Origin of the sequence: Variovorax sp. JS1663 (assembly GCF_002157355.1) — a bacterium.
In the GTDB taxonomy this organism is placed as follows: Bacteria; Pseudomonadota; Gammaproteobacteria; order Burkholderiales; family Burkholderiaceae_C; genus Variovorax.
On record NZ_LYMK01000011.1, the window covers coordinates 39,729 to 65,720 of the forward strand.

The 25,992-nt window shown below is 68.5% G+C and carries 24 protein-coding genes; 7 read left to right on the forward strand and 17 right to left on the reverse strand.

The annotated features are described in order from the left end of the window. Positions 1–47: 47 nt before the first annotated feature. The 5 genes from gsiB to A8M77_RS11590 are packed head-to-tail and all read left to right on the forward strand — an operon-like array spanning position 48 to position 5,353. A complete protein-coding gene (gene gsiB, locus A8M77_RS11570; RefSeq protein WP_086921642.1) occupies positions 48–1,586 on the forward strand; it encodes a glutathione ABC transporter substrate-binding protein GsiB in 1,539 nt (512 codons plus the stop codon). A gap of 19 nt (positions 1,587–1,605) precedes the next feature. Next, the gene (gsiC, locus tag A8M77_RS11575; protein WP_086921643.1) at positions 1,606–2,526 is read left to right on the forward strand and encodes a glutathione ABC transporter permease GsiC; all 921 of its coding nucleotides are present in this window, start codon (positions 1,606–1,608) and stop codon (positions 2,524–2,526) included. Positions 2,527–2,533: 7 nt separating this feature from the next. Further along, positions 2,534–3,457: a glutathione ABC transporter permease GsiD gene (gene gsiD / locus A8M77_RS11580; RefSeq protein WP_143694586.1), complete on the forward strand. Its 924-nt coding sequence runs from the start codon at positions 2,534–2,536 to the stop codon at positions 3,455–3,457. 1 nt (position 3,458) lies between these two features. Continuing rightward, positions 3,459–4,538, forward strand: a complete 1,080-nt coding sequence (locus A8M77_RS11585) for a DmpA family aminopeptidase (protein WP_086921644.1) — start codon at positions 3,459–3,461, stop codon at positions 4,536–4,538. Then, complete coding sequence (locus tag A8M77_RS11590) at positions 4,535–5,353, forward strand: M55 family metallopeptidase (RefSeq protein WP_086921645.1); 819 nt, start codon at positions 4,535–4,537, stop codon at positions 5,351–5,353. Before A8M77_RS11585 ends, A8M77_RS11590 begins: the two co-directional genes overlap by 4 nt. A 193-nt stretch (positions 5,354–5,546) precedes the next feature. Here the strand turns inward: A8M77_RS11590 and A8M77_RS11595 are convergent, their stop codons facing one another. The 14 genes from A8M77_RS11595 to A8M77_RS11660 form a co-directional block, all read right to left on the reverse strand. Beyond that, on the reverse strand, positions 5,547–6,380 hold the full coding sequence (locus tag A8M77_RS11595; RefSeq protein ID WP_086921646.1) for an SDR family oxidoreductase: 834 nt from the start codon (positions 6,378–6,380) through the stop codon (positions 5,547–5,549). 1 nt (position 6,381) lies between these two features. Then, the gene (locus A8M77_RS11600) at positions 6,382–7,371 is read right to left on the reverse strand and encodes a quinone oxidoreductase family protein (RefSeq protein ID WP_086921647.1); all 990 of its coding nucleotides are present in this window, start codon (positions 7,369–7,371) and stop codon (positions 6,382–6,384) included. Between the two features lie 48 nt (positions 7,372–7,419). Beyond that, positions 7,420–8,409 carry a quinone oxidoreductase family protein gene (locus A8M77_RS11605; protein WP_086921648.1) on the reverse strand — a complete coding sequence of 330 codons (990 nt, stop codon included), beginning with the start codon at positions 8,407–8,409 and terminating at the stop codon, positions 7,420–7,422. Continuing rightward, complete coding sequence (locus A8M77_RS11610) at positions 8,406–9,173, reverse strand: ABC transporter ATP-binding protein (protein WP_086921649.1); 768 nt, start codon at positions 9,171–9,173, stop codon at positions 8,406–8,408. Before A8M77_RS11610 ends, A8M77_RS11605 begins: the two co-directional genes overlap by 4 nt. A 4-nt stretch (positions 9,174–9,177) precedes the next feature. Continuing rightward, positions 9,178–9,939, reverse strand: coding sequence for an ABC transporter ATP-binding protein (locus A8M77_RS11615; protein WP_086921650.1), 762 nt, complete (start codon positions 9,937–9,939; stop codon positions 9,178–9,180). Continuing rightward, the gene (locus A8M77_RS11620; RefSeq protein WP_086921651.1) at positions 9,932–10,876 is read right to left on the reverse strand and encodes a branched-chain amino acid ABC transporter permease; all 945 of its coding nucleotides are present in this window, start codon (positions 10,874–10,876) and stop codon (positions 9,932–9,934) included. Before A8M77_RS11620 ends, A8M77_RS11615 begins: the two co-directional genes overlap by 8 nt. Before the next feature lies 1 nt (position 10,877). Beyond that, a complete protein-coding gene (locus tag A8M77_RS11625; protein ID WP_086921652.1) occupies positions 10,878–11,765 on the reverse strand; it encodes a branched-chain amino acid ABC transporter permease in 888 nt (295 codons plus the stop codon). A gap of 7 nt (positions 11,766–11,772) precedes the next feature. Next, complete coding sequence (locus tag A8M77_RS11630; RefSeq protein WP_086921653.1) at positions 11,773–12,714, reverse strand: VOC family protein; 942 nt, start codon at positions 12,712–12,714, stop codon at positions 11,773–11,775. Between the two features lie 25 nt (positions 12,715–12,739). After that, positions 12,740–13,858 (reverse strand): ABC transporter substrate-binding protein, encoded by a 1,119-nt coding sequence (locus A8M77_RS11635; protein WP_086921654.1) that lies wholly within the window; start codon positions 13,856–13,858, stop codon positions 12,740–12,742. Between the two features lie 32 nt (positions 13,859–13,890). Beyond that, entirely contained in the window at positions 13,891–14,736 is an 846-nt protein-coding gene (locus A8M77_RS11640) for a fumarylacetoacetate hydrolase family protein (RefSeq protein WP_086921655.1), read from the reverse strand. 21 nt (positions 14,737–14,757) lie between these two features. Next, entirely contained in the window at positions 14,758–16,254 is a 1,497-nt protein-coding gene (locus A8M77_RS11645; RefSeq protein WP_086921656.1) for an aldehyde dehydrogenase family protein, read from the reverse strand. A gap of 68 nt (positions 16,255–16,322) precedes the next feature. Continuing rightward, a complete protein-coding gene (locus A8M77_RS11650) occupies positions 16,323–16,721 on the reverse strand; it encodes a nuclear transport factor 2 family protein (RefSeq protein WP_086921657.1) in 399 nt (132 codons plus the stop codon). A gap of 1 nt (position 16,722) precedes the next feature. Further along, positions 16,723–17,532, reverse strand: a complete 810-nt coding sequence (locus A8M77_RS11655; RefSeq protein WP_086921658.1) for an enoyl-CoA hydratase/isomerase family protein — start codon at positions 17,530–17,532, stop codon at positions 16,723–16,725. Next, positions 17,529–18,710, reverse strand: a complete 1,182-nt coding sequence (locus A8M77_RS11660) for a CaiB/BaiF CoA transferase family protein (RefSeq protein WP_238136784.1) — start codon at positions 18,708–18,710, stop codon at positions 17,529–17,531. Before A8M77_RS11660 ends, A8M77_RS11655 begins: the two co-directional genes overlap by 4 nt. 177 nt (positions 18,711–18,887) lie before the next feature. Here A8M77_RS11660 and A8M77_RS11665 point away from each other — a divergent pair, with 177 nt between their 5' ends. After that, positions 18,888–19,733 (forward strand): GntR family transcriptional regulator, encoded by an 846-nt coding sequence (locus A8M77_RS11665; RefSeq protein ID WP_086921660.1) that lies wholly within the window; start codon positions 18,888–18,890, stop codon positions 19,731–19,733. Positions 19,734–19,779: 46 nt separating this feature from the next. Here A8M77_RS11665 and A8M77_RS11670 read toward each other — a convergent pair whose 3' ends face one another. Then, positions 19,780–20,649 (reverse strand): LysR family transcriptional regulator, encoded by an 870-nt coding sequence (locus A8M77_RS11670; protein ID WP_086921661.1) that lies wholly within the window; start codon positions 20,647–20,649, stop codon positions 19,780–19,782. A 98-nt stretch (positions 20,650–20,747) separates the two neighbouring features. Between A8M77_RS11670 and A8M77_RS11675 the strand changes: the two genes are divergently transcribed. Continuing rightward, positions 20,748–21,191 carry a VOC family protein gene (locus tag A8M77_RS11675; RefSeq protein ID WP_086921662.1) on the forward strand — a complete coding sequence of 148 codons (444 nt, stop codon included), beginning with the start codon at positions 20,748–20,750 and terminating at the stop codon, positions 21,189–21,191. A 37-nt stretch (positions 21,192–21,228) separates the two neighbouring features. On the opposite strand, the gene A8M77_RS11680 is transcribed toward A8M77_RS11675, so the two are convergent. Both A8M77_RS11680 and A8M77_RS11685 read right to left on the reverse strand, forming a co-directional pair. Then, positions 21,229–24,390 (reverse strand): efflux RND transporter permease subunit, encoded by a 3,162-nt coding sequence (locus A8M77_RS11680; protein ID WP_086921663.1) that lies wholly within the window; start codon positions 24,388–24,390, stop codon positions 21,229–21,231. Between the two features lie 88 nt (positions 24,391–24,478). Then, positions 24,479–25,729: an efflux RND transporter periplasmic adaptor subunit gene (locus tag A8M77_RS11685; protein ID WP_086921664.1), complete on the reverse strand. Its 1,251-nt coding sequence runs from the start codon at positions 25,727–25,729 to the stop codon at positions 24,479–24,481. Positions 25,730–25,992 lie beyond the last annotated feature (263 nt).

Here is a 25,992-nt window from a genome sequence, read left to right on the forward strand (position 1 = left end):
GAATTGTTCCCCCCGTCTCACCCCAACGACCTCAAAGGAGTCTTCGCATGAACAAGCGTCTTTCCCGAATCGCAGCCGCCCTCGCGCTGGCCGGCCTGGCCGTGTCGGCGCAGGCCGCCGGCAAGGACGTGGTGGTGGCCGTGCAGTCCAACTTCACCACCACCGACCCCTACGACGCCAACGACACGCTCTCGCAGGCGGTGGCCAAGTCCTTCTACCAGGGCCTGTACGGCTTCGACAAGGACATGAAGATGGTGCCGGTGCTCGCCACCGGCCACACCGTCAGCAAGGACGGACTGATCTACACCGTCAAGCTGCGCACCGGCGTGCAGTTCCACGACGGCACGCCCTTCAATGCCGAGGCGGTGAAGGTCACCTTCGATCGCGTGACCAACGCGGACAACAAGCTCAAGCGCTACAACCTCTACAAGAACATCGCCAAGACCGAGGTGATCGACGCGAGCACGGTGCGGTTCACGCTGACGGAGCCCTTCTCGCCCTTCATCAACAACCTGGCGCACCCGTCGGCCGTGATCATCTCGCCGGCGGCGCTGGCCAAGTTCGGCAGCAAGGGCATCGCGCAGAACCCGGTGGGCACCGGCCCCTTCAAGTTCGTCGAGTGGAAGGCCACCGACTACCTGAAGGTCACGAAGTTCGACGGCTACTGGAAGAAGGGTTACCCGAAGGTCGACACCATCACCTTCCGCCCCGTGGTCGACAACAACACGCGCGCCGCGATGATGCAGACCAACGAGGCGCACTTCGCCTTCCCGATGCCGTACGAGGCGGCCGAGACCCTGAAGGCCAAGCCCAGCCTCGAAGTGAACAGCGCGCCGTCGATCATCCAGCGCTACATCTCGATGAACGTGCAGCAGAAGCCCTTCGACAACCCGAAGGTCCGCCAGGCCATCAACTACGCGATCAACAAGGAAGCGCTCGCCAAGGTGGCCTTCTCGGGCTACGCCATCCCCGCCGAGGGCGTGCTGCCCAAGGGCATCGAGGGCGCATCGAAGCTGGGCCCCTGGCCCTACAACCCCGCCAAGGCGAAGGAACTGCTGAAGGAAGCCGGCTACCCGAACGGCTTCGAGAGCACGCTCTGGTCGGCCTACAACTACACGACGGCGCAGAAGGTGATCCAGTTCGTGCAGCAGCAGCTCGCGCAGGTCGGCATCAAGGTGCAGGTGCAGGCGCTGGAAGCCGGCCAGCGTGTCGAGCGCGTCGAAAGCGCGCAGGACCCGGCCACCGCACCGGTGCGCATGTACTACGTGGGCTGGTCGTCCTCCACCGGCGAAGCCGACTGGGCGATGCGTCCGCTGCTGGCCTCCGAATCGTTCCCCCCGCGCCTCTTCAACACGGCGTACTACAAGAACGACGAGGTCGATGCGGACATCAAGAAGGCGCTGGTCACGACCGACGCCGCCGCCAAGGCCAAGATCTACGCCGATGCGCAGAAGCGCATCTGGGACGACGCGCCGTGGGCCTTCCTCGTCACCGAGCAGCTGCTGTCGGTGCGGGCGCGCAACCTGACCGGGTTCTACGTGATCCCCGACGGCAGCTTCAACTTCGACGAAGTGGAACTGAAGTGATCCTGCGCGCGCCACGTTCATGACCCAGTACGTCCTGAAGCGCCTGCTGGGCCTGCTGCCGACACTGCTGATCGTGGCGGTGCTGGTGTTCCTGTTCGTCCACATGCTGCCCGGCGATCCGGCGCGGCTGGCGGCCGGGCCGGACGCCAGCCCCGAGACGGTGGCGCTGGTGCGCGCGGACCTGGGCCTCGACAAGCCGATGCCGCAGCAGTTCCTGAACTTCTTCACGAACATCCTGCAGGGCGACTTCGGGCGCTCGCTGCGTTCGAAGCGGCCGGTGTCCACCGAAATCGCCGAGCGCTTCATGCCCACGCTGCTGCTCACCCTCACCAGCATGGCCTGGGCGGTGGTCTTCGGCATGGCGATCGGCATCACCTCGGCGGTCTACCGCAACCAGTGGCCCGACCGGATCGGCATGACGCTCGCGGTCTCGGGCATCTCCTTCCCGGCCTTCGCGCTGGGCATGCTGCTGATGCAGCTGTTCTCGGTGCAGCTGGGCTGGCTGCCCACCGTGGGCGCCGACTCGTGGAAGCACTACATCCTGCCCTCGATCACGCTGGGCGCGGCGGTGGCAGCGGTGATGGCGCGCTTCACCCGCGCCTCCTTCGTCGAGGTGATCCAGGAAGACTTCGTGCGCACGGCGCGCGCCAAGGGCGTGTCGGAAAAATGGGTGGTGCTCAAGCATTGCCTGCGCAATGCGCTGATCCCGGTGGTCACCATGATGGGCCTGCAGTTCGGCTTCCTGCTGGGCGGATCGATCGTGGTGGAGGCGGTGTTCAACTGGCCCGGCCTCGGGCGGCTGCTGGTCGACGCGGTGGACATGCGCGACTACCCGGTCATCCAGACGCTGGTGCTTCTGTTCTCGCTCGAGTTCATCCTGATCAACCTGGTGGTGGACGTGCTCTACGGCTTCATCAACCCCACCATCCGCTACAAGTGAGTCGGCCATGAGCACGCCCCCCGCCGTACCGATCGCCGCCGCCGAGCCGCAGGCCGCCATCGCCGCCGTCGCCGCCTCGAAGGTGCGCACGCCCTGGACCGAGTTCTGGCGCAAGTTCCGCATGCAGCATGTCGCGATGGGTGCCGGGGTGTTCGTGCTGTTGCTGGTCGCGATCGCCATCCTCGCGCCGTGGATCGTTCCCTACGACGCCGAGAACTTCTTCGACTACGACAAGCTCAACACCGGCCCCTCGGCCGCCCACTGGTTCGGTGTCGATCCGCTGGGCCGCGACATCTTCAGCCGCATCCTGATGGGCGCGCGCATCTCGCTGGCCACCGGCTTCCTCTCGGTGGTGCTGGGTGCCATCGTGGGTACTGCGCTGGGTCTCCTGGCCGGCTACTACGGCGGCTGGTGGGACCGCATCGTGATGCGCATCTCCGACGTGCTGTTCGCCTTCCCCGGCATCCTGCTGGCGCTGGGCGTGGTCGCCATCCTCGGCAGCAGCATGACCAACGTGGTGGTGGCGGTCTCCGTCTTCAGCGTGCCGGCCTTCGCGCGGCTGGTGCGCGGCAACACGCTGGCGCTGAAGAACCTGACCTACATCGAGGCCACGCGCAGCATCGGCGCGCGCGACCGCACCATCCTGCTGCGCCACATCCTGCCCGGCACCATCTCGTCGATCGTCGTGTACTTCACGATGCGGCTGGGCACCTCGATCATCACGGCCGCCAGCCTGAGCTTCCTCGGCATGGGCGCGCAGCCGCCCATGCCGGAATGGGGCGCGATGCTCAACGAGGCGCGTGCCGACATGGTCAACGCGCCGCACGTGGCGCTGTTCCCGTCGCTGGCGATCTTCTTCACGGTGCTGGCCTTCAACCTGCTCGGCGACGGCCTGCGCGACGCGCTCGATCCCAAGATCGACAGGCTCTGAGATGGCGCCGGCGATCCCGCACATCGGCAGCCTTCCCTCCGGCCGGCGCGACGCCATCACCGACGTGGCCCGGGTCACGGTCGGCCATGCCACGCTCGACGAAGGCGATGTCCAGACCGGCGTGACCGTGGTGTGCCCGCATGCCGGCGACGCCTATCAGCAGCGGGTGCCGGCCGGCGTGGCCGTGCTCAACGGTTTCGGCAAGAGCGTCGGTCTGCTGCAGGTCGAGGAGTTGGGTGTGCTGGAGACGCCGATCGCGCTGACCAACACCTTCTCGGTGCCGGCGATGGCGCAGGCGCAGATCCGCGAATGCGTCGCGCGCAACCCGGAATGCGGCCGCAGCCTGCCCACAGTCAACCCGCTGGTCTTCGAGTGCAACGACGGCTTCCTCAACGACATCCAGTGCATGGGGGTGCGCGAGGAGCACTACCTGCAGGCCCGGGCCGCCGCCGGCGCGGAAGTGGCGCAAGGCTCCGTGGGCGCCGGGCGCGGCATGTCCAGCTTCGCACTCAAGGGCGGCATCGGCTCCGCCTCGCGCCGCGTGTCGGCCCCGGGTGCCGGGTTGCACACGGTGGGCGCGCTGGTGCTGGCCAACTACGGCCTGCTGCCGCATCTGCGCATCGCAGGCCATGCGGTCGGCGCACGGCTGGCGACACAGCTCACGGGCCCGTCGGTGGCGGCTGAGCCCGAGAAGGGCTCCATCATCATGCTGCTCGCCACCGATGCCGCACTCGACGCGCGGCAGCTGCGCCGGCTCGCGCAACGCGCGGGCGCGGGCCTCGCACGCACCGGTTCCTTCCTCGGGCATGGCAGCGGCGACATCGCGCTCGCCTTTTCCACTGCCTACACGCTGCCGCAGCGGCGCGAGCAACCGATGCCCGCGGTCGCGCTGCTGCACGACGGCCTGCTCGACGGGCTGTTCCAGGCGGCCGCCGACAGCGTGGAGCAGGCCATCCTGCATGCGCTGTGGCATGCCCGGGCCGTCACCGGGCGCAACGGCCACGTACGGCCGGCCCTCACCGACCTGCTGCGCGGCTGGCCTGCCGATGCCTTCGCGAATCCTCACGACGTTCACGCATGAAGATCCTGATTTCCGTCGACATCGAGGGCGTGGCCGGCGTCTTCCATTCCCAGCAGGTGCGCGCCGGCAACCCCGAGTACGAGCGCGCGCGCCGGCTGATGACCGAGGAGGCCAATGCCGCGATCGCCGGTGCCTTCGACGGCGGTGCCACCGAGGTCTGGGTGAACGACTCGCACGGCGACTTCCGCAACATGCCGCCCGACCTGCTGGACGCGCGCGCGCAGGTGATCCAGGGCAAGCCGCGCTACCTGAGCATGGTGGCCGGCGTGGAGCTGGGCGTGGACGGGGTCTGCATGATCGGCTACCACTCGCGCGCGGGCGGCCGCGGCATCCTGGCGCACACCATCAACAGCTTCGCCTTCGCCGCCATCGAGATCGGCGGGCAGCCGGTCGGCGAGGCCGCGCTCTATGGCGCACTGGCGGGCGAATACGGCGCGCCGGTGCTGATGGCCAGCGGCGACGACGTCTTCATCGAGGAGACGAAGCCCATGTTCCCGCACGCCGTCTTCGTGCAGACCAAGCGCGCGACCGGGCAGACCAGCGGCGTTTCGCTGTCGCCCGCGCAAGCCTGCGCGGCGATCCGCGAGGGCGTGGCCGCGGGCCTGACGGCGCATGGGGCAGCGCGCCCACTGGTCTGGCCGAAGCCGCTGGCCGTCACGCTGCACACGCAGACGCCGGCGCTGGCCGACCTGTTCTGCCAATGGCCCGGCTTCGAGCGCAGCGGGGCGACCGCGCTGCGCTTCGCCGCGCCCTCGGTCGAGGCGGCGGTGCGCATGCTCAACTGCTGCTCTGCGATGTCGGCGATGCTGCGCTGAGACATCCGGGACGTCAGCCACCCGCGCCTGTGGCGTGCGCACGAACAGAAAGCGAGCAGGCGAGCAGTTGGCCGAGGTGGGCCCCATTTGACGAGTTCATAGCGCTGGCGCAGCGTGTCGTCCGGGACCGGCATGCCGCGATGGCCGTTCTGGGTTCGCGCCTCGGTGAAGAGTTTTTCGAGGGTGAGGTTCGTCATGTGCCCTGCGCGCGTCCGGCGGAAGCGGCAGCGGCCCGGCCCGCTGCCTCCAGCGTCGGCTTGACGCTCTCCAGCGCGCCGCCGCCGTCGCATGGGATGACCGCGCCCGAGATGTAGCCGGCATGCGGCGAGCCGAGGAAGAGCGCGAGGTTCGCGATGTCGTGGAGCGTGCCCAGTCGCTTCAAGGGCACCGCGTCGACCGCGGCACGCCTCGCCTCGTCGCTGGGGGCCATCAGGCGCCGCACGCCCTCCGTGCCCTCGATGGGGCCGGGCGAAATGGCGTTGATGCGCAGGCCCTCGGCACCCCATTCGAGGGCGAGTATGCGGGTGAGCTGGTCGACGCCGGCCTTGGCCGCGCCGCAATGCGCCTGGTAGCGCATCGGGATGCTCGCCTGCGGCGCCGTGATGTTGATCACCGAGCCCCCCGGGCGCCGCAGGTGCCGGTGGGCCTGGCGCATCACGTGAAAGGTGCCGACGAGGTCGATGTCGACCACGGTCCTGAAGCCATTGGAGGACATGCCGCCGGCCTCGCACAGGAAGTTCCCGGCCGCGCCGGACACCAGCACGTCGAGGGGGCCGAAGCGCGCAACGGCCTGCTCGAGCGCCTGGCCGACCGCATCGAAGTTCCGCACGTCCGCGCACACACCGAGGACCGGTGCGCCCTGCTCTCCGAGGGCGGTCGCTGCGGCATTCACGTTGTCTTCGCTGCGGCTGGCCACGGTGACTGCCGCGCCCTGGCGCGCGAACGCCTGCGCCACGCCGAAATTGATGCCCGTGGTTCCGCCGAACACGAAGACGTGACGGCCGCTGTAGTCGAGGTCGATCGTCATCTCAGGGCTTCAGCAGGATCTTGCCGATGGATTCACGGGATTCCATCATCCGGTGCGCGCGCGGCGCCTCCGTCAGCGGCAGCCGGGTCGTGATGGCCGGTGCGATCTTTCCCTCGGCGAGCAATGCGATCACGGCCTTGCAGGCGCTGTCGCGGACCTGCGGCATCTTGTCGAACACGTGCGTGCCGATCACGCGCAGCGCCGGGCTCCGGTCGATGTTCGCGCGCATGCCGCGGAACAGGTCCACGTCGGGCATGCCGCCGAGCGCGGCGTAGGAGACGATCAGGCCGAGCGGCGCGAGCATCTTCATGTCCTCGACGAAGGAGTTGCCGGCCAGGTGATTGAAGACGATGTCCACCCCCCGCCCCTGCGTCAGCGCGAGCACCCTTTCGGGCAGCGGCCCGCTCTTGTAGTTCAGCGCATGGTCGACACCTCGTGTCCTGAGGAACGCGCATTTCTCGTCGCTGCCGGCGGTGCCGATCACCGTCGAGCCGCCCAGCTTCGCGAGTTCCGTCAAGGCCGTGCCCATGCCGCCGGATGCGCCGTGCAGCAGCATGCAGCGGGTCTCCGCGCCGCGCGCACCGTGGTGCAGGAGCAGCCAGGCCACGATGTAGTTGAAGAGCGAAGCGGCCTCGTCCAGATCGACGTCGGGAGGGAGGATCCAGGGCGTCTCATCGCGAACGGCCACGTACTCGGCGTACAGCCCGCCCGCAAAGCCCATGTCCCAGCTCGTGAAGAACACGGGCTGACCGTTCTCCAGGCGTGACGACCCGTTGGCGTCGACCACATGTCCGCTCACCTCGTTGCCCGGAACATAGGGCAGCTTCGGCATCCACGGGTAGCGGCCGCTGCGCACCAGCAGATCCGGAAACGCAACGCCGATCGCATGGGTCTTGACCAGCACTTCGCCCGGCTTGAGCGAGGGCGTGGGCACATCGACCACGTCGAGGACTTCCGGACCGCCGGTCTCGGACATCTGCACTGCTTTCATATCGGGAACTCCTTGACGGAATGGCTGACGGTCGCGCCCCCGGGGGTGTCAGGGCTTGAGAAGAATCTTTCCCATCGACTCGCGCGACTCGAGCAGTCGATGGGCCTCGCCGGCCTGGGCCAGCGGCAGGCGCGCCTGGATGGCCGGGGAAATCTGCCGTTTGGCCAAGAGGTCGATCACCGCGGCGCAGGCCTTGTGCAGCACCTCGGGCGTCTTTCCGAACACGTGGGTGGCGATCACGCGGATGGCGGGACTGCGGTCGATGTGCGCGCGCATGTCGGTGAACAGGTCTTTGTCGGGCATGCCCCCCAGCGCCGCGTACGACACGATCAGCCCCAGGGGCGCAAGCATCCTCATGTCCTGCACGAAGGTGTTGCCGGCCACATGGTTGAAGACGATGTCGGCACCCCGGCCCCCGGTGATATCCAGCACGCGATCGACCACCGACTCGCTCCGGCTGTCGATGGCGTGGGTCACGCCGCGTTCACGCAGGAAGGCACATTTGCGCTCGCCGCCGGCCGCGCCGATGACGGTCGACCCGGCGAGCCGGCAAAGCTCCGCCAGCGTGCTGCCCATGCCGCCGGCCGCGCCGTGCAGGAACACCGTGCCGGTCTCTGCGCCGCGCGCGCCGATGTGCAGCAGGATCCAGCCGACGAGGTAGTTGAACAAGGTGGCGGCGTCGTCCAGGTCCACCCCTTCGGGCAGCAGCCAGGGCGCCTGCTCGGGCACGACGATGTATTCCGCGTACAGCCCGCCCGCGAAGCCGATGTCCCAGCTGGTGAAAAACACCGGCTGGCCGTTCTTCAGCCGGCTCGAACCGTTGGCGTCCACCACGTGCCCGGTGGCCTCGTTGCCCGGCACGTAGGGCATCTGCGGCATCCACAGGTGCGTGCCGCTGCGCACCAGCGTGTCGGCGTACGACACGCCGATCGCGTGAATCCTGACCAGCACCTCGCCCGGGCCGGGCGTGGGCATCGGCCGCTCCACGAGTTCGAGCACCTCGGGCCCGCCGGGCTCCTTCATCTGGATGGCTTTCATGCAGCGACTTTCATTTCGGGGATGGATGTGGCCCGGGACCCGGGATGGCCTCCGAGGTAGGCGCGCGCGAGGCGATCGCTGCCGACGGCCTGCTGCCAGTCGATGCCGTTCAGTTCGTCGATCACGCGCCCCATCGCCATCACGTAGGCACGCCCGGTGGCGGCAGCCGCGATGCGCACGTTCTGCTCGATGAGCAGCAGGCCCACGCGACGGCTGCGCAGCGTGTCGAACACCACCTGGATGTCCTTGAAGACCTTGGGCGCCAGGCCGGTGGAGGGCTCGTCCATGATCAACAGGTCCGGCTGCAGCAGCAGCGCGCGGCCGATGGCCACCATCTGCTGCTGCCCGCCGCTGAGCAATTGGACCCGCTGCCGGCGCTTCTCCTCGAGGATGGGAAATAGGGCCATGACCTCGTCGAGGCTGAAGCGTCGGCGATGACCGCGCGTCCGGAGGCCGTGGCGCTCGGCAAGCACCAGGTTCTCGCGCACGGTCAGCTCGCCGAAGAGATGCCGCCCCTCGAGCACCACCGCCAGGCCGCGTGCCGCCCGTTCCTTGGCCGGCGTCGCATGCAGGTCCGCGCCGTCTTTCTCGAGGCGGCCGCCGGTCACGGGAATCAGTCCGCACAGCGCACGCACCAGCGTCGTCTTGCCGGCACCGTTCGGCCCCACGACAGCGACGGCCTCGCCCGCATCGACATGCATCGACACGCCCTGCAGGATGGTGAGCGCGCCGTAGCCCGCGGCCAGTGAATCGACAGTCAGCATGGCATCAGGCTCCGAGGTAGACATCGCGCACCCGGGGATCGGCCTGCAGGGTCGACATGTCGCCGCTGACCAGCAACTCGCCGTTGTAGAGCAGATGCACCGTGTCGACGACGCCCATGAGGTCCATGTCGTGCGAGACGAGCAGGACCGCGATGCCATCGTCGCGCAGCTGGCCGATCCAGTGTTCCAGGGCCCTGACATCGGCGTCGTTGAGCCCGGAAGAGGGTTCGTCCAGCATCAGCAGCCGCGGCCGCCCCACCACCGCGCGGGCGATCTCCAGCACCCGGCGCTGGCCGGCCGGCAGCGTCCGGGTCGGCTCGTTGCGCAGTGCCCACAGCTTGAAGCGCGCACAGACCTCGCCGGCCGCCTCCTGCATCTCCCGCCGCGCACGCCGCGCGCCCGGAAGCGCGAACATCTCGGCCAGCATGCCCGCGCCCCCGGCCTTGGCGCAGCCGGCCATGATGTTCTCCAGGACCGTCATGGACTCGAACACGCGCGGGGTCTGGAAGGTACGGACCAAGCCGCCGCGGCTGCGTCCCTCCACAGGCACGCCAGCCATGCTGCGACCCTCGAATCGCACCTCGCCGACACGCGGATGGATGTAGCCCGAGATCAGGTTGAAGAGCGTGGTCTTGCCCGAGCCGTTGGGGCCGATCAGTCCGACCAGGCCGCCATGCGGCACCTCGAGGTTGACGTTGCTCAGCACCTTGACGGCCCCGAAGCTGTGGCCGAGGCCATGCACCTGCAGCAATGCGGATTCAGCCACGCAGCCTCCGTTTGAAGCCGGTGGCCAGCAAGCCGAACAGCCCGTTCGGCAGCAGCACCACCACCGCCGTCATCGTGAGGCCGAACAGGATCTGGTGCACGTCGCCGAGCCGGCTCAGGAAGTACGGGACGAAGCTCACGAAGAGCGCGCCGACCAGCATTCCACCCGTGGAACGCATGCCGCCGAGCACCGGCACCAGCAGGAAGATGAGCGACTTCGTCAGCCCGAAGCTGTCCACGCTGACGAAGCTGGCGTAGTGCGCGAACAGCGAGCCCGCCAGGCTGCCGAGCATCGCGCACAGCGCGAAGACCGCCGTGCGCATCGCCCGCAGCCGGATGCCCAGGCTGACGGAGGCCTCGCCGCAGTCGCGGCCGGCGCGCAGAAGCAGGCCGGTTTGCCCGTGGATCAGGTTGTGCGCCATCCAGGTGACGGCGAAGGCCACCAGCCACACCAGGTAGTAGAACTTCTCCGCACTGTCGATCGCCAGGCCGAAGAGTGCGGGCTGGGGTATTCCGCCGATGCCGAGGCTGCCGCCGGTGAGCCAGTCCCACTCGAAGAAGAGCACGTGGCCGATGATGCCCAGCGCCAGCGTCGCGAGGCCAAGGAAGTAGCCGTGCAGGCGCAGGATGGCCCATCCCAGCGCGCCCGCGATGACCGCCGCGATCGCGACGCCGGCCAGCATGCCCACGACGATCGGCACGCCACGGGTGGACAGCGCGGCGCTGGCATAGGCGCCGATGCCGAAGAACAGCGCCTGGCCGAGATTGACGATGCCGCACTGGCCGAGCGCCAGGCCGACACCGAGGCCGGCGATGTAGTACAGGCCGGTGAAGACCAGCAGGTCCGTGACGGCCTGCGAAAGCACCAGCGGCAGCGCCGCCCAGAGCAGCAACACCGGAACTCCCCACGCTGGAGAGATGAACGTGCCGGGCTTCATCTCAGCCTCCCACCCGGCCCGCACGGCCGAGCATGCCGTTGGGCAACACGATCATGATGACGATCAGCAGACTGAAGGCGATCACGTCCTTGTAGCTGGAGGAGACGAAGCTGATCGCGAACGCCTCGAGCAGCGCGATCGTCAGTCCGCCGACCACCGCGCCCAGGGGATTCGTCAGCCCGCCGAGAATGGCGGCCGCGAAGCCCTTCAGCGTCAGGCTCATGCCCACGTGATAGTCCATCGCCACCAGCGGCGCGACCAGGATGCCGGCGAACGCGCCGAGCAGACCGCCCATCGCGAAGCTCAAGGTGCGCATCCGGCGCACGTCGATGCCGATCGTGGCTGCGCCTTCCGCATCGATCGATGCGGCCATCATCGACAAGCCCAGCGCGGTGTGCCGATAGAACAGCTGCAGGCCCGCGGTCAGCGCCAGGCCGCCGCCGACCAGCCATGCGGCATGCTCGATCAGTACCGCATCCCTCCACACGAACACGCGGTCGCCACCGAGCGCCGGCAGGCTGTAGCTGGCACGTCCGAGGAAGAACAGCAGCGCGGCCGAGAGCGTCAACGCCACGCCGATGGTCAGCAGCAGGTAGGCTTCTTCGCCCGCGCCGCGCCGCTTCATCCTCCGCACGAGGAGGATGTCGATGGCCGCGCAGATCAGCGCGCCCGCCACCCCACCGGCCAGCACCGCCGGCAGGTAGGGCACGCCGGCCTGGCTCAGCAGCAGCACCGCCGTGATCGCGCCGATCACGGCGCAGTCGCCCTGCGCCGCGTTGATGACGTGGCTGCCCTTGAAGATGACGGCCAGGCCCATGCCGACCAGGGCATAGACGAAGCCGTTCGTGACGCCGGCAATCAGCGCCTGGATCAGGAGGCTGGAGGTCATGGGACGCCTACTCGTGCGAATGCGTGAAGAAGCGCTCGGGAACCTGGTCGCCCCACGGGCCGTTGGCGCTTGCTATCGTGCCGTCGGTCACGCCGCGGAAGTCGGCGTTCATGCGGTCGGTGTCGGTCCAGTGCTCGTACATGAAGTCGAACGGGTCCATCCAGTAGTCGAAGATCTGCGCGCCGTACACGTGGCGCCCGATGCCCCAGACCTTGTCGCCCCCGCGGGCCACCATGTGCTCGTGACCCAGCATCAGATCGTCCAGATCCTGCACCTCGAAGGCGATGTGATTCAGGCCTGGCTTCGGACCCGGCTGGAGCAGGAATACATGGTGGTCCACATACTCCGGTCCACGGTCGAGACGGTTGAAGGCCAACACCAGTTGTCCATCGGGCGCAAGGACCTCGTCGCTCATCAACAGGCCGAGCGTTTCCCGGTACCACGACAACATCGGCGGCATATCGGGACTGACGAGCACCCCATGCCCCAGGCGCAATACCTTGGAAGGGCCTTTTTCGTGACGGGCCAGCGTACCGGCGCGGCGCAGGCCGTCGATGGCGTCGTTGAGGGGGTGACGTGCGTGCGCGATCGGCTGCACGCGCTCGATGCCGTGCACGACCTCGACCGTGTTGCCGTCGGGATCCTTCAGACGCACGCGACGGCCGCCGCCGGGTTCGTCGATGGTTTCCACCCCCGAGGCGCCGGGCTGCTTCGCGAGTTTGTGCAGGTCGTCCTCGCTGGCGGCGACGAATGCCATCGCCAGGAATTTCGGTGGCCCGAGTTCCGCCACGTGGATGTGATGTTCAGCGCACGAGCCGCGCATGTAGAGCGCCTTGTCGGTGCGGGCGGATCGCTGCAGGCCGAAGTCCTTGAGAAAGGCCTCCGCCTTGTCGAGATCCGGCACGCGCACGCGCACATAGGCCAGGTCGATCGCTTTGATGATGGGCATGAAGTCTGTCCTGGGAGAACGTTGTTCAATCTGCGATTCGCACGTCGACCGGTACGAACTTGCCGCCGACCAGCTTCGAGAAGACGAGCTGCGAAGGACGCAAGCCGTTGAGATCGTCCGCCGCGAAGTCGTACTCGTAGCTCACGCCCTGGAACTTGCTGCGGATCGCGCCGCACAGCTGGGCTCCGGTGGCGTTCGGGCCGGCCCGGCGCACCAGCTCCGAGGCGATCTGCACCGCATCCCAGCCGATCAGCGCCGGCCCCTTGGGCAGCACGCCATACTCCTTGCGGTACATCTCGACGAAGGGCTTCTGCCGCGCCGTCGGCGACTCCGAGACGATGTATTCGGGCAGCACGATGTTGTCGGCGGCAGCTCCCATCGCATTCACGGCCTCGTACGACGCCGCCGTCGCGGCGCCGATGATGGGTTGGGTCATCTGCAGCCGGCGCAGGTCGCGGTACGGCACGGCCGTGTTCGCGATCACCGCGACCACGTCGGGCCGCGCGGCCTTGAGCTTGGCTGCCTGGGTGGTGGCCTCCGTCGCGCCCTGTTCGAACTTCTCGGCGCCGACCAGTTCGATGCCGTAGGCGGGCGCATGGCGCTTCAACTCGTTGTAGACCAGCGTGCCCCACGCGGAGTCGTACAGCACGCCCATCTTCTTCAGGTCGGCGCTGCGCGCGTAGCCGAGAAAGGCCTTGGCATTGACGTCCTGGCTCCAGGCCAGGTGCACGACGCACTTGCGCTCGCGCTCGATGGTGGCGCCGATGCCCGACAGCGAGATCTGCGGCGTCGGCCCGGCGCTGGTGACGCCGCCCACGGCAATGGAGCTCGCGGTCGTCGTCAACGCGATGACGACGTCGACCTTCTCGCCGCGCACCAGCTCGTTCGCATGTGTCAGCGCGGTATCGGGGTTGGTGGCATCGTCACGCAGCAGCAACTGCACCTGCCGTCCACCGGCGGCATTGAGCTGCTTCTGCGCCAGGAGCGCACCGCTGCGCGCCGCGGTGCCGAGCGCCGCGGCTGGACCGGTGGCGGCCACGATGACGCCGAGTTTCAAGGGTGGCTGCTGGGCTTGCGCCGACAGCGCGAAGCCGAGCAGTGAACCGGCGATCAGCGCCGCTGCCGGACGAGGGAAGGCTGCCATGCTTGTCTCCTGTATTTGTGGGTTGCGGCGCGCTATTCGGGGGCAATGACGCGCTGGCGCTGCTGCCCCAGCTGCGGCGAGACGATCGTGACCACGTCGCCGGGCTTCAGATACACCGGCGGTTTCATGCCTCCACCCACGCCGGCCGGCGTGCCGGTGACGATCACGTCGCCCGGCAGGAGCGTCAGTACGCTCGAGATGTGGGCGACGATGCGGCGCACGTCGAACACCATCTCCGCCGTGCTGGCTTGCTGGCGCACCACGCCGTTGACGTCCAGGCGCAGGTCCACTTCCTGCGGATCGGGTATCTCGTCCTTGGTGACCAGCCAGGGGCCGAGGGCGCCGAAGGTCGGCGCACTCTTGCCCTTGACGAACTGCCCGCCGCGGCTCAACTGCCAGTCGCGTTCCGACAGGTCGTTCGCGGCACAGTAGCCTGCCACGCAGTCCAGCGCGTCCTCCTCGCTGACGTCGGAGGCCCGTTTGCCGATCACGACGCCCAGCTCCACTTCCCAATCGGTGGCCTTGGAGCCGCGCGGCATCAGGATGTCGTCGTTGGGGCCGCAGATCGAGGTGATTGCCTTGTTGAAGAGCATCGGCTCGCTCGGCTGCGGCAGCCCCGATTCGGCAATGTGGCCCTTGTAGTTCAGCCCGACCGCGAAGAACTGCCGCACGCCGGCCACGGGCGCCGCCAGGCGCGGGTTGCCCTCCACCAGCGGCAGGCGCTCGGGGTCCAGCGCGGCGAGCACCGCCAGGCCTTCCGGCGAGATCACCTCCGGCGTGAGGTCCGCGATGGCCGGCGAAAGCGCCCGGATGCGTCCTTGCGCATCGAGCAGGCCGGGGCGTTCCTGGCCCGGCGGGCCGTAGCGAAGCAGTTTCATGGTGATGTTTCTCCGAATCGTCTAGATGAAGTTGATGAGCACGCTCTTGGAGCGCGTGAAGTGCTCGAGCATCGATGCGAGCGTGAGCTCCTTGCCGATGCCGGACTGCTTGAAGCCGCCATAGGAAATGTTGGGACCGGCCACCTGGGCCTGGTTGACCTGCACGAAGCCGGCCTGCAGTGCGTCCACGGCGCGCAGCGCGGTCGCCAGGTCGCGCGTCCAGACGCTCGCGGCCAGGCCATAGTCGCTGTCGTTCGCCATCGCGAGCGCCTCCTCCTCGGTGTCGAAGGGGATGACGCAGGTGACCGGGCCGAAGATCTCCTCGCGCGCCAGCCGGCTGCGGTTGTCCAGTCCCGTGAAGATCACCGGACGCACGAACAGCCCGTCCGCAAACCGGGTTTCGGCCGGCAGCGCGCAGCATTCGTGCGCGACGGCGCCGGGCAGGCTGCGCCCCAGCTCGATGTAGCCGAGCACCTTGTCGAGCTGCGCCCTGGAAACGATCGCGCCCACGTCGGTGCGCTCGTCCAGCGGGTCGCCGATGCGCAGGCGATCCACTCTTGCCTTGAGCCGCGCGACGAACGCGTCGTGCAGGCTGCGATGCACCAGCATGCGCGAGGCGGCCGTGCAGCTCTGGCCCTGGCGCGTGAAGCGCATGCCGACCAGCGCCCCCTCGATCGCCTTGTCGATGTCGGCGTCGGCCATGAGCAGCATCGGGCTCTTGCCACCCAGTTCCAGCGTGACCGGCACCAGCTTGGCGGCGGCGGCGCCGTAGATCAGCCGGCCGGTTTCCACCGAGCCGGTGAACGTGACTTTGCCCACCTGCGGATGCGCCACCAGCGGCGCGCCACATCCCGGGCCGTCGCCCGACAGCACGTTGAGCACGCCCTTGGGCAGCACCTGGTTCAGCAGCTCCGCGGCGCGCAGCACGGCCAGCGGCGTCTCCTCGGCGCTCTTCACGATCACGGCATTCCCGGCGGCCAGGGCCGGCGCGATCTTGACCGCCATCAGCATCAGCGGCACGTTCCAGGGCAGCACGGCGGCCACCACGCCGATCGGCTCGCGCACCGTGTAAGCCAGCACCTTCGAATGCACGGGCACGGTCTCGCCCTTGAGCTCGCTCGCCAGGCCACCGAAGAACTGCAACAGGTCGGCCACGTTGGCCGCCTCCGGCCGGCACTCGGTGCGAAGCGCCTTGCCGGACTCCAGCGCGATCAGCAGGGCCAGCTCTTCCGCATGCATGGCCAGCAGCTGCGAGGCCTCGATCAGGCGCTTGCCGCGTTCGCGCGCCGGCAGCGCCGCCCAGGCCGGCTGCGCACGCAGTGCACTCGCGACCGCGGCCTCGACGTCGGCGGCCCCGGCGTCTGCTGCCCTGGCGACCAGTTCCCCCGTGGCCGGATGGCGGACTTCGAATGTCCGCGCGCTGTGCGCGGCGACGAGCTCGCCATCGATGAGGAGGCAGCTGTCGAGCCGCTTGGCCGTGGCGCGCGCCTGATCGGCGGAGGCAGTGTCTGGCGTCATGGAATTTTTCATTTCAAGATATCAACTCTTTACGTAGATATATTAGATGCGCATCGGCAATGTGAAACCTATCGGGAACCCGTAGCCACGACCGGCGTGGGCTGGAACGCGGCGAGCCGCCACTGGGCGCCGCGGCGCACCCACACGGCGAGGAATCGGTTGTCGAAGCGCCTGGGCGCGCCCGCGAGCTCACCGGCCAGCTGCATGCGTCCGAACACGCACGCTGCGTCGTCGCTGCAGACCAGGACCTCGTCTTCGACCGAAGACACTTCGGCGTAGCGCATGGCCCCACCGCGCACCTTGGCCAGGTAGCTCGCCTTGCTGTCACGCGTGGCGTCGGAATGGGTGTAGGAAAGCGTGTCGTCGAGCAAGGCGTCGAGGGCCTCGAGGTCCGCCTCGACCATGGCGCGATGACGCCTTGCCTGCAGGTCCAGAAGGAGCGCGGGAATGTCGTCGTGGTGTTGCATGTCAATGTCCTTCGAAATGCGCGGTGCGCTTTTCTCGCCAGGCCGCTACGCCCTCGCGCAGATCGGCCGACTGCAGGCAGGCGGCTTCGGCAAGCGCCACCGCGGCGGCGTCCAAGGTGCCGTGCGCCATCGCGTTGAGCGCCGCCTTCATGCCGGCGCTGGCCAGCGGCGCGTGGGCCGCCGCAGCCTGCGCGGTCGCGATCGCGCGCGACATCAACGCGTCGGGCGGCACGACCGCGTCCAGGTAGCCGATGGCCTGCAGCTGCGACGCCTCGAGCTCCTCGGCCAGCAGGAACAGCCGCTTGGCCGCATTGAGTCCCAGGCGCGATACATAGCGCCGCAGGCCGCTCGGGTAGTAGTGCAGCCCCAGCCGGGCTGCCGGCATGAACATGCGCGTCTGCGGCACGCCGTACCGGAAATCGCACGCCAGCGCCAGGTCGGTGGCGCCGCCGAACACGCCGCCGTTGAGCGCGCACACCGTGACCTGCGGCAGCGCCTCGACCGCATCGACCATGTCGGCGAAGGCATTGCCGCCGGCCGACGATGCCTGCCCCGCCTCCAGGGTCCGCAGCACCGAGCCGATGTCGTAGCCGGCGCTGAAATGCCGGCCGGTCCCGGTGAGCACGACCGCGCGCACGTCGGTCGCTGCGCACAGTGCACGACAGTGGGTGCGCAGCACGTCGATGTCGCCGGCCTCGATGCGATTGGCCTGCGCGGGGCGGCGCAGCCGCAGGAGGGCGATGCGCCCTTCCACCTGCAGCAGCGGCGGGCCGTCGCCTTCGGCCCCGGCGGCGTCGACCAGTCCGCTCATACCACGCCCTCGGCCTGCATCCGCTCGACTTCGGCCGCATCGAAGCCCAACTCGCCGAGCAGTTCCACGGTGCTGCCGCCCTTGTCCTCGAGCGTCGAGGCGATGCGCGCGGGCGTTCTTGTCAGCCCGACCACCTGGGAGATCAGGTGCAGCGTGCCGCGCTGCGGATGCCGCACGGCCTCGGCGATGCCGCAGTGCCGCACCTGTGGATCGCCGAAGACCTGGTCCATGCTGTAGATCGGCCCGCATGGCACATCGGCCGCATCCAGCGCCTCGACCCACTCCGACGTACTTCGGGCACGGAAGGCCTCGCCCAGGATGCGGTTGAGCTCGGCGCGGTTGCGCACCCGTTCGGGATCGCTCGCGAAGTCGGGCCGCAGGGCCAGCTCCGGCTGCCCGATGGCGCCGCAGAGCGCCCGCCACATGGCGTCGCCGCCGGCGCCGACATTCAGGTAGCCGTCGCGCGTGGCATAGGCCGAGGTTGGCATGCTGGTGGGATGATCGTTGCCGACCCGCCCGGCCACGGCACCGTCGACCAGGTAGCGGGCGGCCTGGAAGTCCATCAGCCCGATGCCGGTGTGCAGGAGCGAGACCTGCACCCACTGGCCGCGGCCGCTGGCCTCGCGCTCGAGCAGCGCCGTCATGGCGCCGAGCGCCGCATAGAGGCCCGCCGTCACGTCGATGACTGCCGCGCCCGCGCGCATCGGCTCGCCCTGCGGCGTTCCGGTGGTGCTCATGAGGCCGCACATCCCCTGCAGCACTTGGTCGAAACCCGGCCTGCGCTGGTAGGGACCGTCCTGTCCAAAGCCCGAGATGCTGACGAGCACCACCTTGGGATTGACGGCGCTGAGCGCGGCGTAGTCGATGCCCAGCCGCGTCTTCACGTCCGGGCGAAAGTTCTCTACCACGACGTCGGCGGTGCGCGCCAATCTCAACAGCACGTCGCGCCCGCGAGCGGACTTGAGGTCGAGCGTGATCGAACGCTTGTTCCGGTGCAGGTTCTGCATGTCGGCGCCGTCGCGCGCCCCCACGTACAACTCGCCACGCTGAACGCTGGTCGGCGGCTCGACCTTGATCACGTCCGCGCCGAAGTCCGCCAACTGCTTCACACAGGTGGGCCCCGCGCGCACCTGGCTCAGGTCGATCACCCTGAAACGCCGCAGTGCGCCGTCATTCATCACCGGCTTCATGAAGGAACCTTTCGTCTCCGAAATTTCCTCCAGAGTATCCATCACATACATCATTGTCAATGTTAGATATATCTATCGATTGAAATGATGTGAAGCCGAGCTTCACTGATGTGCCGGGCGAGCTAAACTTCGAAGACTGCGACTCTCAGGCCCGTCTGTCCGTTCATGCCCTCCGAAGCCCCCTCCTCCGCTCGAAAGCTCAGCGCGTCCGAATCCGTCCGCCAGCAGCTCGAGCACGACATCAGCGACGGCGTGCTGCTGCCGGGCGACACGTTGGATGAAGAGGCGCTGGCGCAGCGTTTCGGGGTGTCTCGCACCCCGGTGCGCGAAGCGCTGCTGCAGCTTTCCGTGCGCGGACTGGTGTCCATCGCGCCGCGTGCGGGTATCTACGTGTCCCGGCTGTCGATTCCGGAACTTGCCAACCTGCTGGAGCTTCTTGCCGAACTGGAAGGCGCCTGCGCCAAGCTGGCGACCCGGCGCATCAGCGCCGAGGACCTCGCTGCACTTCGGCAAGTCCACGACGCCAGCGAAGCTTTCGAAACCACGCTCGATGCGCAGGCCTACGGGCGCGCGAACGCCGAGTTTCACGAGATCCTCTACCGCGCTTGCCGCAACGACGCACTGATGCTCGAGATCGCCCACATCCGTCGCCGCACACAGGCCTACCGGCAGAGCGTTTTCCAGAACCAGTCCCGTATCCGGCGTTCGCGCGAAGAGCACGCACGCATCGTCGACGCCATCGTGGCGGGCGACGCCACGGCCGCCGGTCAGCTCATGATCGACCACATCTCGATCGGTGGCCGCGACCTCCGGGATTTCCTTTCCACCGTGCCCCGGCAGTTGCTGGCATCGGAAGTCGAGGCCTACCCCGGAAAGGCAACCGCAGAGCGACAACGTAGCGATGCCGCTGCCGCCTTGATGCTGAACACGCCTGTCCCAGGAGTGCGCCGGCGCGGGAACAGTGCAGGCAGCTCACGGGCGAAGAAGGTGGCGCGCTCCGGGCCCAGATGAGGGATGCGCCAACGCGAAGGGGCGTTCCTGGCCAGGCATCGGTTTGCTATGCGTCATAGGCAACGCGGATCTGCCGCACCAGCACCCCCGCCGGCCCGGCCGGCGCTCGGCTGCCGCGGTGCACCAGCCCGATGTCGCGGTGGAAGGTGTGGCGCCGCAGGTCGATGGCACGCACCCCGGCGGGCCAGCGGCGGTGCGTGGCGGTCTGCGGCACCAGGGCCACGCCCACGCCCTTGGCCACCAGCGCCACGATCGCATCCAGTTCGTCGAGCTCGCAGATGTCCTGCACGTCCACGTGCGCCGCGCGCAGGAAACGATCGACCTGCCGCCCGCCGAAGGACGTGCGGTCGTAGCGCACGAAGGGATGGGTGGACAGCAGTTCCGCCCAATCGTCCCCCTCCACCCCTCGCGGCACCAGGAGGCGGAAGGGCTCGCGTGCCAGGGTGGTCCAGCGCAGGTCGCTCTGCAGGGCAAAGGGCGGACGGATGATGACGGCCATCTCGATGTCGCCGGCGTCCACCTTGTTCAGCAGCTCCATCGACACCCCGGGCATGACGCGCGTGCGGCAGCCCGGGCACTCCCGGTGGAAGGCAGCCAGCGCCTCGGCCAGTTGCAGGCGCTGCGCGGACGCGACCGCGCCGATGTCGAGCGGAATGGCGGCGCGCGACGCCGCATGCCGCGAGCCCAACTGGCCGTAGAGCCGGATCAGCTCGGTCGCCTGGGCGAGCGTCTCCTGGCCCTTGGCGTTCAGGCGGGCCGAGCGGCCGGTGCGGTCGAACAGCACCAGGCCCAGCTCCGCCTCCAGCCGCTGCATCTGCGCGCTGACGGCCGCCTGGGTGAGACCGATCTTCTCGCCGGCGGCGGCGAAGGTGCCCTCCCTCGCCACGGCGACCAGGGTCTTGAGCTCTCGGATCATTCACAAATTCCATTGATGCATGGATCAAAAATATATTGATTTTTCTTTTCCTCATCCAGTTCTAGGATCTGGCCTTCCCATTCCGATCCGACTTCGCGATGAACGCTCCGACCACCAACCCGGCCCTGCTGTCCCCCTTCCACCTCGCCTTCCCGGTGCACGACCTCGCCCAGGCCCGCCGCTTTTACGGCGAGCTGCTCGGCTGCCCCGAGGGCCGCAGTTCCGACGAGTGGATCGACTTCAATTTCTACGGCCATCAGATCGTCGCCCACCTGGCGCCCAGCGAGACCGGTACGACACAGCGCAACGCGGTCGACGGGCACGGCGTGCCGGTGCGGCATTTCGGCATCGTGCTGCCGATGGCCGAGTGGGAGGCCATGGCCGCGCGGCTGAAGGCGCAGGGCACCGAGTTCGTGATCGAGCCCTACATCCGCTTCAAGGGCGAGCCCGGCGAGCAGGCCACGATGTTCTTCCTCGACCCGTCCGGCAATGCACTGGAGGTCAAGGCCTTTGCCGATATCGGACGACTGTTCGCGAAGTGAGGCCGCCCTGGGCCGGCGGGCACGCGTCAGCGCCTGATCAGGCGGTGTGGCCTGCGGGCTGCTGCGGCAACCGCTCTTCGCCCGGCAGCTCCTGCATCGGCCCGCTGCCGCTGTAGCGGTCCAGCGCCAGGTAGATGGCCGGCGTGATGTAGAGCGTGATCACCTGCGAGAAGATCAGGCCGCCGACCACCGCCACGCCCAGCGGCTGGCGCAGCTCGGCGCCGGCGCCCAGGCCCAGCGCGAGCGGCAGCGCGCCCATCAGCGCGGCCAGGGTGGTCATCAGGATCGGGCGGAAGCGCAGCCGGCAGGCCTCGCGGATCGCCGCGACCGGCTGCATGCCCTGGCTGCGCTGGGCCTCCAGGGCGAAGTCGATCATCATGATCGCGTTCTTCTTGACGATGCCGATCAGGAGCAGGATGCCGATGGTCGCGATCAGGGTCAGGTCGAAGCCGAAGAGCTTGAGCGAGAGCAGTGCGCCCACCGCCGCCGAAGGCAGGCCGGCGAGGATGGTGAGCGGATGGATGTAGCTCTCATAGAGCACGCCCAGCAGCACGTAGATGACCAGCACCGCCAGCACCAGCAGCACCGCCTGGCTGGCCTGCGAGCTCTGGAACACGGCCGCGTCGCCGCCGTAGCTGGTGATGATCGAGGGCGGGATCTTCAGCTCGGTCTTGAACTGGTCGATCCTGGCGGTCGCGTTGCCCAGCGGCGTATCGGGCGCCAGGTTGAAGGACACGGTCACCGCTTGCAGCTGGCCCTGGTGGTTGACCGAGGTCGGTCCCACGGTGCGCTTGACGGTGGAGAAGGCCGACAGCGGCACCAGTTGGCCGGCCTTGTTGCGCACCGACAGGCGCGACATGTCCTCCTCGAACCGGCGGTCGTCGTCGGCCGCCGAGAGGATCACCTGGTAGGTGTTGTTGGGCGCGTAGATGCTGCCGATCTGGCGGTCGCCATAGGCGTTGTAGAGCGCGGTGCGCAGGTCGCCGACGGCAACGCCGAGCACGCCGGCCTTGTCGCGGTCGATCTGCAGGGTGGCCTGCAGGCCCCGGTTCTGTGAATCGCTGGTGACGTCGCGGAAGGCCGGGTCGGCGCGCATGCGCTCCATCAGCTTGTCGGCCCACTCGGTGATGGCGCCGGCGTTCACGCTCTGCAGCGTGTACTGAAAGCGCGCCTTGCTCTGGCGCCCGCCCAGGCGCAGGTTCTGCACCGGCTGCATGTACACCGCGACGCCGGGGATCTCGCGGAAGCGCTTGCGCAGCTGCTCCAGCACCTGCGGCATCGGCAGGCGCTCGCTGCGCGGCTTGAGCACGGCGAACAGGCGGCCGGCGTTCTGCGTGGCCGTCGGGCCGCCGACGCCGATGAAGGAGTTGACGTAGTCCACGCTGGGGTCGGCCTGCAGCGCGTCGGACACGCGGTCCTGCAGCGCCTTCATGGCGGGGAAGGAGATGTCCTCGGCGGCCTCGGTGGTGATCTGGATCTGGCCGATGTCCTCCTCGGGGAAGAAGCCCTTCGGAATGGTGACGAACATCCAGGCGGTCAGCGCGAAGGTGCTGGCCGCCACGCCGAGCATCACGGTGCGGTGGCGCAGGGTCCAGTCGAGGGTGCGCATGTAGCTGCCGTGCACCCAGCGGTAGCCGCGCTCGAAGACGCGGCCGATGGCGGTGCCGGGCTCGGGATGGTGCTCGTCCTCGTCGTCCTCCACCACGCCGCCTTCGCGCGGCTGGTGGCGCAGCAGGCGGCTCGCCAGCATCGGCACGAGGGTCAGCGAGACCACGGCCGAGACCATGACCGCCAGGCCCACCACCACCGCGAACTCGTGGAACAGCAGGCCGATCACGCCCGGCATGAAGAAGATGGGAATGAACACCGCCACCAGCGAGATCGAGATCGAGATGATGGTGAAGCCCACCTCGCGCGCGCCGCGCAGCGCGGCGGCCATGGGCTCCATGCCGCGCTCGACGTAGCGCATGATGTTTTCCAGCACCACGATGGCGTCGTCCACCACCAGGCCGACCGCCAGGGTGATGCCCAGCAGCGAGACGTTGTCCAGGCTGTAGCCGAAGGCGTAGAGCAGCGCCACCGCACCGATCAGCGAGATCGGGATGGTGGCCGCCGGGATCAGCGTGGCCACCACGCGGTGCAGGAACAGGAAGATCACCAGCACCACCAGCAGCACCGTGCCCAGCAGGGTGAGCTGCACGTCGTGCACCGCCTCGCGGATGGAGATGGAGCGGTCGTTCGTGACGTTGATCTCGACCGACTGCGGCAGCTCCTCGCGGAAGCGCGGCATCAGGGCGCGCACCGCGTCCACCACCTGCACCGTGTTGGCATTGGGCTGGCGCAGCACGGCCAGCGAGATCGAGCTCCGGCCGTTGAAGCTGCTGGCGGTCTTGACCGACTCGAAGCTGTCCTCGATGGTGGCGACCTCGTCCAGCCGCACCGGCGCGCCGTTGCGCTGGCCCACGATCACCTTGGCGAAGTCGGCCGCCCGCAGCATCTGCTCGTTGGCCTGGATGGTGAGGGTCTGGCGGGGGCCGTCGAGCACGCCCACCGGCGTGTTGGCGTTGGCCAGGCGCACCGCGTTCGCCAGCTCGTCCAGGGTGATGTTGCGGGCGTTGAGCAGGTCGGCATCGGCCTTGATGCGCACCGCGAAGGCCTTGCGGCCGTAGACCGCGACCTGGGCGACGCCGTCGATGGTGGAGAGCGTGGGCGAGATCAGGTTCTCGGCATAGTCGTTGAGCTCGGCCGGGTTCATCGAGTCCGAGACCATCGAGATGAACAGCACCGGCGCGTCGGCCGGGTTGACCTTGCGGTACGAGGGCATCTGCGTCAGCTCGACCGGCAATTGCCGCTGCGCGCGCAGCAGCGCCGCCTGCACATCGACCGCGGCCGCGTCGATGTCGCGGCTGCTGACGAATTCCAGCGTGATCGAGCTCACGCCCTGGGTGTTGACCGAGCTGATGGTCGAAAGGCCCGGGATGGTGGAGAACTGCTTCTCCAGCGGCAGCGCCACCGAGGAGGCCATGGTGTCCGGGCTGGCGCCCGGCAGCTGCGCATTGACGTTGATGACCGGCGTGTTGTAGCTGGGCAGGGCCGCGACCGGGATCTGGAAGTAGGCGAAGATGCCGGCCACCACCGCGGCGGCCGAGAGCAGCACCGTCATCGCGGGACGACGGATGCAGAGCTCGGAGATGTTCATGGGTCCACCCCCAGGCTCCTCACTTCGTGTAGTTCGCACACCCCCTCCTGAAGGAGGGGGCGAGCCCCTTCGGGCGGCCGGGCGGGGCTCATGTCCGCTCCCGCGCCGCGACCACGGCCTGCTTCACCGGCTCGGCCGAGGCGGCGCTGCCCGGGGTGGCTTCAGGCGAGCCGGCCGGGCGCGGGACCGGCTGGGCGGGGGCCGTGTCCACGCGCACCTTGCCGCCGGGGCGCACGTTCTGCTTGCCCTCGATCACCACCTGCTCGCCGGGCTCGACGCCGCGCACCGCGACCTGGGTGCCGAAGTTGTGCAGCACCTGGACCTTGCGGCGGGTCGCCTTGCGCTCGGCATCGATCACGTAGACCGCGCTGCCTTCGGCCAGCATCATGACCGCGGCCGCGGGAATCACGGTGGCGCCGTTCAGCGTGCGCACCGTCACCCGGGTCTCGACGAACTGGCCGGGCCACAGGCCCTGGTCGGCGTTGTCGAACACGGCCTTGGCGCGCACGGTGCCGATCATCGGATCGACGGTGTTGTCGACGAAGTTCAGCATGCCCTTCATCGGGGTGCGACGGCCGGGCACCAGGGCCTCGACCGGGGTGTGGTCGCGGGCGGCGGCCAGCAGGTCCTGCAGCTTGCCCTCGGGGACGGGGAAGCTGACCGCGATCGGATCGAGCTGGGTGATGGTCACCAGCGTCAGCGTGGGCTGGACCAGGGTGCCGGGGTAGATGTTGACGGCGCCGATGCGGCCGGCGATCGGCGCGCGCAGCGTCGCGTAACCCAGGGCCACCTGCGCCGACTGCACCGCCGCCTTGTCGGCCGCCACGGCGGCGCGCTGGGCCTCCAGCTGCGACAGGGTGGCGTCGGCGGCGCTCTTGGCGATGAAGTTCTGCGCCACCAGCTCCTGGCTGCGGCGGTACTGGCGCTCCAGGTCGGCCAGGGTGGCCTCGTCCTTCTGCTGCTGGGCCCGGGCCTTGGCCAGGTTGGCCTGGTCGGGGCGGTCGTCGAGACTGAAGAGCAGCTGGCCCTGCTTGACGAACTGCCCTTCCTTGACGTGCACCTCGCGCACGGTGTTCGTCACCTGCGGGCGCAGCTCCACGCTGTTGAGCGAGACCACGCTGCCGTTGACCTGCACCGTGACCGGCACGTCCTGCTTCTGCGCCGCGGCGAGGGCGACCAGCGCCGGCGCGGCGCCGGCGGAGGGTGCCGCGTTCTTGCCGGCGACGCCGGGCACACCTTCCTGCGCTGCACTTTGCGAGCGGCTACCGGACCACTTCCAGGCGCCGGCTGCCGCCAGGACGATCACACCCGCGAGGGCGAGGACGAGTTTCTTGTTCATGAACGCTTTGGTTGGGTAGAAAGGCGGCCGCGGCTCCGCGAGGCGCACTTTTGCCTGACACAGCTATTGGATCAGTGGTCGAGGGCCCGCGTCTATCACCGCCGTAAAGTTAGGTAAAGCGGCCATGAAGCAACGCACACGCGGGCGATCTGTTTGCGGGGGCGCACAGGGGCGGCCGGTAGAATCGGCCCCCGCCCCACAGCCTCTGGATGAACACCATGAACCGCTGCAACACTCCCTGGAGTGCTCTTGTTTTGGTAGCA

Bases quoted from the DNA above. Each gene is read 5' to 3' on its own strand.
- gsiB (WP_086921642.1), top strand. From the start codon at position 48: ATGAACAAGCGTCTTTCCCGAATCGCAGCCGCCCTCGCGCTGGCCGGC.
- gsiC (WP_086921643.1), top strand. From the start codon at position 1,606: ATGACCCAGTACGTCCTGAAGCGCCTGCTGGGCCTGCTGCCGACACTG.
- gsiD (WP_143694586.1), top strand. From the start codon at position 2,534: ATGAGCACGCCCCCCGCCGTACCGATCGCCGCCGCCGAGCCGCAGGCC.
- A8M77_RS11585 (WP_086921644.1), top strand. From the start codon at position 3,459: ATGGCGCCGGCGATCCCGCACATCGGCAGCCTTCCCTCCGGCCGGCGC.
- A8M77_RS11590 (WP_086921645.1), top strand. From the start codon at position 4,535: ATGAAGATCCTGATTTCCGTCGACATCGAGGGCGTGGCCGGCGTCTTC.
- A8M77_RS11595 (WP_086921646.1), bottom strand. From the start codon at position 6,380: ATGACGATCGACCTCGACTACAGCGGCCGTCACGTCTTCGTGTTCGGC.
- A8M77_RS11600 (WP_086921647.1), bottom strand. From the start codon at position 7,371: ATGAAAGCAGTGCAGATGTCCGAGACCGGCGGTCCGGAAGTCCTCGAC.
- A8M77_RS11605 (WP_086921648.1), bottom strand. From the start codon at position 8,409: ATGAAAGCCATCCAGATGAAGGAGCCCGGCGGGCCCGAGGTGCTCGAA.
- A8M77_RS11610 (WP_086921649.1), bottom strand. From the start codon at position 9,173: ATGCTGACTGTCGATTCACTGGCCGCGGGCTACGGCGCGCTCACCATC.
- A8M77_RS11620 (WP_086921651.1), bottom strand. From the start codon at position 10,876: ATGAAGCCCGGCACGTTCATCTCTCCAGCGTGGGGAGTTCCGGTGTTG.
- A8M77_RS11625 (WP_086921652.1), bottom strand. From the start codon at position 11,765: ATGACCTCCAGCCTCCTGATCCAGGCGCTGATTGCCGGCGTCACGAAC.
- A8M77_RS11630 (WP_086921653.1), bottom strand. From the start codon at position 12,714: ATGCCCATCATCAAAGCGATCGACCTGGCCTATGTGCGCGTGCGCGTG.
- A8M77_RS11635 (WP_086921654.1), bottom strand. From the start codon at position 13,858: ATGGCAGCCTTCCCTCGTCCGGCAGCGGCGCTGATCGCCGGTTCACTG.
- A8M77_RS11640 (WP_086921655.1), bottom strand. From the start codon at position 14,736: ATGAAACTGCTTCGCTACGGCCCGCCGGGCCAGGAACGCCCCGGCCTG.
- A8M77_RS11645 (WP_086921656.1), bottom strand. From the start codon at position 16,254: ATGACGCCAGACACTGCCTCCGCCGATCAGGCGCGCGCCACGGCCAAG.
- A8M77_RS11650 (WP_086921657.1), bottom strand. From the start codon at position 16,721: ATGCAACACCACGACGACATTCCCGCGCTCCTTCTGGACCTGCAGGCA.
- A8M77_RS11655 (WP_086921658.1), bottom strand. From the start codon at position 17,532: ATGAGCGGACTGGTCGACGCCGCCGGGGCCGAAGGCGACGGCCCGCCG.
- A8M77_RS11660 (WP_238136784.1), bottom strand. From the start codon at position 18,710: ATGAATGACGGCGCACTGCGGCGTTTCAGGGTGATCGACCTGAGCCAG.
- A8M77_RS11665 (WP_086921660.1), top strand. From the start codon at position 18,888: ATGCCCTCCGAAGCCCCCTCCTCCGCTCGAAAGCTCAGCGCGTCCGAA.
- A8M77_RS11670 (WP_086921661.1), bottom strand. From the start codon at position 20,649: ATGATCCGAGAGCTCAAGACCCTGGTCGCCGTGGCGAGGGAGGGCACC.
- A8M77_RS11675 (WP_086921662.1), top strand. From the start codon at position 20,748: ATGAACGCTCCGACCACCAACCCGGCCCTGCTGTCCCCCTTCCACCTC.
- A8M77_RS11680 (WP_086921663.1), bottom strand. From the start codon at position 24,390: ATGAACATCTCCGAGCTCTGCATCCGTCGTCCCGCGATGACGGTGCTG.
- A8M77_RS11685 (WP_086921664.1), bottom strand. From the start codon at position 25,729: ATGAACAAGAAACTCGTCCTCGCCCTCGCGGGTGTGATCGTCCTGGCG.